The following is a 6,283-nucleotide window of genomic DNA, read 5'->3' on the forward strand; positions in this document are numbered from 1 at the left end:
GCGGCGCCAGTACCCGAACGCACCCGCGAGCTCATGAGACACTAGAACCATGAAGTTTGGATCCTCAGCACGCGTCGGCGGCAGCCGCGACCGACTCACCGACGCCCTCACAGAACTCACCCGCGCACCGCAGCGCGTCACCCTCCTCGGCTCAACCGGCTCCATCGGCACCCAAGCCCTGGAAGTCATCGACCACCTCGCCGCGCTCAAAGGCACCAGCGCCTCCGCCGCCGACGCACCGCTGAAGGTCGTCGCCCTCTCCGCAGGCTCCCGATCCCTCGAACTGCTCGCACGCCAGGCAGTGCACGTGCGTGCCGAACTGGTCGCCACCAGCGGCACCGCCGACGACGCACAGCGCCTCCGCGAACTCATCGAAGCGGCAGCCTCCGAAGCCGGCGCCACCGGCTACACCCCGCAAATCGCCCACGGCGCCGAAGCATCCGTACAGGCCGCAGCACACCCGGCAGACACCGTCCTGAACGGCATCACCGGCTCCATCGGCCTGGAACCGACCCTCACCGCCCTCAACAGCGGCTACCGCGTGGCACTGGCCAACAAGGAATCCCTCATCGCAGGCGGCCCGCTCGTACGCGCCGCCGTCGACGCATCCCCCCTGAACACCCCCATGGTGCCTGTCGACTCCGAACACTCCGCCCTCGCGCAGGCGCTCGCCTCCGGAACCGATGCAGAAATCGACCGACTCATCCTCACCGCATCGGGCGGCCCGTTCCGCGGCTACAAGCGTGAACAGCTGCACGACGTGACCCCCGCGCAGGCACTCGCACACCCCACCTGGGACATGGGCCTGGTCGTCACCACCAACTCGGCAACCATGGTCAACAAGGCACTCGAAGTGCTTGAGGCGCACCACCTGTTCGGCGTGGACCTGGACCGTATTGACGTGGCGGTTCACCCGCAGTCCGTCGTGCACTCCATGGTGCAGTTCGTGGACGGCTCCACTATCGCGCAGGCGTCGCCGCCGAGTATGGTTCTGCCCATCGCGCTGGGTCTGACCTGGCCGCACCGCATCCCCGGCGCCGTGCCCGCCTGCGACTGGTCGAAGGCGGCATCCTGGACTTTCGAGCCGCTGGACGAGGAAGCATTCCCCGCCGTGCGCATGATTAAGGACGCCGGTAAGATCGGCGGCACCCACCCGGCAGTGTTCAACGCCGCCAATGAGGAAGCCGTCGCTGCATTCCATGCGGGCGCGATTCGCTTTACCGACATTGTCGATTCGGTCGCACGCGTGCTGGAGGAGCACACCGGCAGCGCTGAGGCTGTCTCTGACGCTGATTTGACTCTGGAGGCTGTACTGAACGCGGAGCGTTGGGCTCGCGTTCGCGCGAATGAGCTGCTGGGTATGCCCGGACGCTAAATCGCTTCTGCGGTGCGGTGTTCGTCCTCGTTCCTACAGGGGCACCCGCCCTCGCTTCGCTTCGGGCACCCTGATGTCACTTTCGGACGACACCGCCCCTCCACACGCACGCTAGGCTACCCGAGGTGGCGCGCCGTGTTTTCCGGATGCGCCCTCAGGGTGTCACACGGACGCTCTCCGCAGCGAAGCACGGAGAGGGTGGAGCGTCCGGGTGACGGGTGCCCCTGCGTAGGCGCGGAGGAAACATACGGTGTGCCTCCCCAAACGCTATGGTGCAGAATGAGGACGAACACCGCCCCCTCCAGTCGTATCCCGGAGGAAATGTACGGCGTGCCATCCCCACCAGCGGGGCGAGGATAAACACCGTCCCCCTTGCCTCCCCCCCCGGCGCATAGTAGGCTAGTGTTCAAAATATGTTCTCTCAAGGGCAAACAACGATGAGCCCCTGAACGAGCGGACAAAGATGCAGCTATATTTCACGAGGAAGTGCCCACCTATGCGTCGACAGAATACCCTACGAACCCTCGCCGGGGCTCTACTCCCGCTGACCCTGCTGCTTAGCTCCTGCGCGTCCGGGCAACCCAGCGCCGGTTCCTCGGCGTCCGCTAACGCTGAGAAGGCGTATAGCGCCTCCACGAGCCCCGATAGTCAAGCTATCGAAAAAGTAGAGAACCTCGCCTCACTTTCTGACAACGTTGTTCGTGCCTACCAGCGTTCCCTGAGCCAGTGCATGGCTGAACGAGGATTCCCGAACTACAAGGCTCCTGCAGGAGAAACTGAACCCCCGCTGCTACAGACCACTGGTTTCGAACCTCTCACCGTCGCGGATGCCCGCACTCGCGGATACAAAGAGCGCTGGTCTTTGGTAACTGCTGAGCTGGAAGAGCAGAGCCGCACTATGAGCGACGCTGAAATGCAGGCTCTTAACGGCACCGAAGGAAAGGGCGGTTGCCAGCAAGAAGCCACCCGCGCAGTCTTCGGCTCAGAAGAATCCCGCGCGACCATACGAAAGGTCTACATTACTGCGGTTCACTATCTTAACAACGACGCGATTACCAAAGACCTTGGGCCTGCCACCGAGAAGTGGGCACAGTGCATGAAAGAACGCTTCGGAGGCGACTACACGTCTCCGGATATGGCTCGCCTACAGTACCGCCAGAACAACCAGGACACCCACGAACTGGCGATCAACGATGCGACCTGCCGTGAAGCAACCGGGCTGGATGCCGAACAGCGAAAGACGGCTATCGCTTACCTGAGTTCTTTCCTCGAAAAGGAGCAGGGTCTCATCGAACAGGTGACCACGATTAAGAAAACTGCTGAAGAAAACGCCCGAAAGATTCTGAGTTAACCCTCCGGACTAATCAGACCGGACTATCCAGACCGGACTATCCAGAACAAGCGTACAGAGTAGCTGCAACAGCTACACCTCGTCACAGCGTATTGTGCCCGGCACGTATCCCCGTGCCGGGCATAAACTAACCCCACACGGCATCGCCGCCCCTAAGCCCAAACGGCACAGACAATAGCGTTCCCGTACGCGCACCCAAAGAAGGGACACCATGAGCGCCACCCCCACCCGCCAGAAGAAAACCCTCTGGCTCTACGGCATTATCGCCCTGCTCCTCATTATCACCGTGGGTACGCTCATCAGCGCCCAAAACATCAAAACCACCGCCCAAAAAGACGCGGAAGCGGCACCCCCGGACCCCTCCACTATCACCGCCACGGTCACCCGCGAGAAACTGCGCACCACCGTGCCCCTGACCTGCACCGCGAACTACGCCACCTCAACCCCGCTACGCTACAGCGGTGAAGGACAGTACACCGCAATCACCATCAAAAACGGTGACACCGTCGGCAACGGAACGCTCATCGCGGAAGTCAACGGTGAACCTCTCATCACCCTCACCGGCGGCTTCGCGCTCTACCGCGACCTCAAACTCGACGACAGCGGCCCCGACGCCGCACTCCTCAATGAGGCACTGACCGCCATGGGACGCCAGGGTCCGCAGCCCGCACGCATCACCGAAGACACCTACGAGGCTCTCAACAACCTCCTCGACAGCCTCGGCTACGCGCACGTCAAGACTGACCAGCCTATTCCCGCCCGCTACTTCCTCATCATCAACCGTGCCGGAGTTGTCACCGGCAACCCCCGCGCAACTGGCGCTATCGCAGATGGTCCCGTAGCCACCATCGCAGAAGGTAGCAAGACCCTCAGCTGCACCGGAACCACCGGTAGGCTCACCCCCGAAGCCCGTAGCGGCCAGAAGGTAACCGTGCCCTCCCTCGGTGATACTGAGTACGTCGCAACCCTCGGATACAAGAACACCACCGAAGCCGCCGGTGCCGCAGGCAACAGCCAGGCCGGTCGTCAGGCCAATGGTGCAGAAGGTGCGGCTGGCTCCAACCTCAACGGCGCAGCCGGTGCGGCAGGAAGCACCGAAGGGGAACGCATCCTCACCCTCGACGTAGGGGATAAGGCGGACAGCCTCCGAGGCGCCGTCAACGCGGAACTCACCCTCGAAGAAACCCCCGAAGCACACCTGGTCGTGCCCTCATCGGCGCTCTACACCCGTGACGGACAGACCCGAGTCATCGTGCTCGGCCCCGAAAGCTCCAACGGATCGAAGGCCCGCGAAGAACGCGAGGTAACCGTTACCGTCATCAGCAACGCCAACGGCAAGAACGCCGTCACCGGTGACCTGCACGAAGGCGACAGCGTCAAAATCATGCGCGAGAAAAAGTAGGGAGTAGCCATGACTGACTCCCGCGCCGCTCACGCGCACCCACCAGCCTATAGCGTCGATATTCAGGGAGTGTCCCAGCACTTTATGCAGGGTGACACTCGAATTGACGTGCTCAAAAATATTGACCTGAAAGTCCGCTACGGAGAAGTCGTCGCAATCCTGGGACCGTCCGGCAGCGGCAAATCAACCCTGCTGAACATCCTCGGTCTGCTCAGCACGCCCGCCTCCGGCAGCTACCTGCTGGACGGTACAGACACCGCAACCTTCAACGCGGCACAGCGAGCTGAAGCGCGCCTGGACAGCATCGGTTTCGTCTTCCAGGCGTTCCACCTCATCGAGCATAAGAACGTGTACCGCAACGTTGAGCTACCGCTCATCTACCGTGGCGTGCCCAAAGCGGAACGAGCACAACGGGTTGCGGACACTCTCGCCCTGCTGGGGTTGAGCCACCGAACGGATGCACCCATCACCACTCTCTCAGGCGGTGAAAAGCAACGTGTGGCTATTGCTCGTGCGCTCATTGGGGAACCGGCGTTGCTGCTCTGCGATGAGCCGACCGGCTCGCTGGATGAAGAGCTCACCCGTGAAGTCATTGACTTGCTCCGCGAATGTACGGGCGATCAGCAAAGCACGATTGTGATTACCCACGACCCGCTCGTGGCGGAGCACTGCGACCGGGTGCTACGTATGCACGAGGGGCAGCTCATCGAGCAGGATGCACAGCGGCAGGAAGAAACGACCGCCCGTGCGTCTCTGAACCTGCCTAGCTTTGCTGAGGAACAAGTTTCTACGCCGCAGGGCAGTGGGCGTGCACCCTGGGCGCTCGCCTCCCTCAAAGAAGCCTGGGACGCTACCGTGCACCGGGTGAGGCGCAATATCTTCACCATGCTTGGTGTGGTGCTGGGTATCGCTTCGCTCGTGCTGACCGTTGGTCTGACCGCCACCATTTCTGGGCAGTTGGCTGACAGCTTCGATATTTTTAGGGCTAAGCACCTGACGATAAGCTCGACCCGAACCGAATCCATGAGCCGCGCTGAACTATTGAGCCTGGCGGCAAGTGAGAACTACCGGCGTGTTAGCCAACTGAACGGAGTGACCGGTACCGCGCTGGTGGATCAGCTGTATGAATCCGCGGATATTCAGCGCGGTCCAGATAACTTCGGTGAGCGCGGCGCGAACGTGACCGCTGCCGTCCGTGCGGCAACCCCCAGCATCTTTAGCGTGCAGGGTCATGAACTGGTGTGGGGCCGCACTTTCGACGAGGGGCATGTGGAGCGGAACGATAAGGTCGTGGTGCTCAGCGAAAGCGTGATGCGCCAGCTTGCGCTACCCTATAGCCCCGGAGTTACGGTCTATATTCGCGATGAGCCGTACACCGTTATCGGTGTGGTGCGGGAGAATCCCTCGCTGACTCTGTCGTACGGTTCGGTCTACCTGCCTCTGGGCGCGAAGCCTGGTGCCGATGTTGAAGAAGCGCAGCCCGCTGCCGGTGGCGGTGCCGTTGCGGCGCAGACCGGTAAGCGTTCCACTCAGATTGTGGTGAGTACTGTTGCCGGTGCCGCAAACCAGATCGCGGAGGAAGCACCGTACGCGCTCTCGCCGGAACGTCCCGCCCTGTATAGCGTGAGTGTGCCGCCGGAGCCGAAGACCCTTCGTGAGGCTGTCGACCAGCAGCAACGCACCATGCTTATAGCCATGAGCGTTATTACCCTCGTAATTGGTGCGATGGGCATTATGAATACGTTCTTGGTTGCGGTGATGGAGCGTCGCCGTGAGGTTGGTTTGCGTCTGGCTATTGGTATGCGCCCTTCGGGTATTCTGCTTCAGTTCTCGGCGGAGGCGTTGCTGACCGGCATCCTGGGCGCTGTGGCTGGTATTGTGCTGGCGGTTAACGGCATCTCGATTGTGTCTTTGATGAACCGTTGGACGCCGATTATTAGTGCCGACACTATTCTGCTGGGCCTGGGTGCTGGTGCGCTGGTTGGTGTGTTGGCTGGTCTGTACCCGGCGGCGAAGGCTTCGCGTATTGATCCGGCACAGACCCTGGCGGCAGGCTAGTCGTTGAGGAAGGCGTGAAGGGGCGGTGTTCGTCCTCATTCAGCACCATAGCGTTTGGGGAGGCACGCCGCATGTTTCCTCCGCGCCTACGCAGGGG

4 protein-coding genes are annotated in these 6,283 nt (G+C 61.8%); all 4 read left to right on the forward strand.

Annotation, left to right across the window (positions count from 1 at the left end; genetic code table 11):
• Positions 1-49: 49 nt before the first annotated feature.
• The 4 genes from dxr (at position 50) to HMPREF2884_RS08765 (ending at position 6,186) form a co-directional block, all read left to right on the forward strand.
• The gene (gene dxr / locus HMPREF2884_RS08750; RefSeq protein WP_070616831.1) at positions 50-1,375 is read left to right on the forward strand and encodes a 1-deoxy-D-xylulose-5-phosphate reductoisomerase; all 1,326 of its coding nucleotides are present in this window, start codon (positions 50-52) and stop codon (positions 1,373-1,375) included.
• A gap of 496 nt (positions 1,376-1,871) precedes the next feature.
• Entirely contained in the window at positions 1,872-2,726 is an 855-nt protein-coding gene (locus HMPREF2884_RS08755) for a hypothetical protein (RefSeq protein WP_070616833.1), read from the forward strand.
• A 211-nt stretch (positions 2,727-2,937) separates the two neighbouring features.
• Complete coding sequence (locus HMPREF2884_RS08760; RefSeq protein ID WP_070616835.1) at positions 2,938-4,128, forward strand: efflux RND transporter periplasmic adaptor subunit; 1,191 nt, start codon at positions 2,938-2,940, stop codon at positions 4,126-4,128.
• A gap of 9 nt (positions 4,129-4,137) precedes the next feature.
• A complete protein-coding gene (locus HMPREF2884_RS08765; protein WP_070616837.1) occupies positions 4,138-6,186 on the forward strand; it encodes an ABC transporter ATP-binding protein/permease in 2,049 nt (682 codons plus the stop codon).
• Positions 6,187-6,283 lie beyond the last annotated feature (97 nt).

Source organism: Rothia sp. HMSC073B08 (assembly GCF_001812975.1).
GTDB classification, from domain to species: Bacteria; Actinomycetota; Actinomycetes; order Actinomycetales; family Micrococcaceae; genus Rothia; species Rothia mucilaginosa.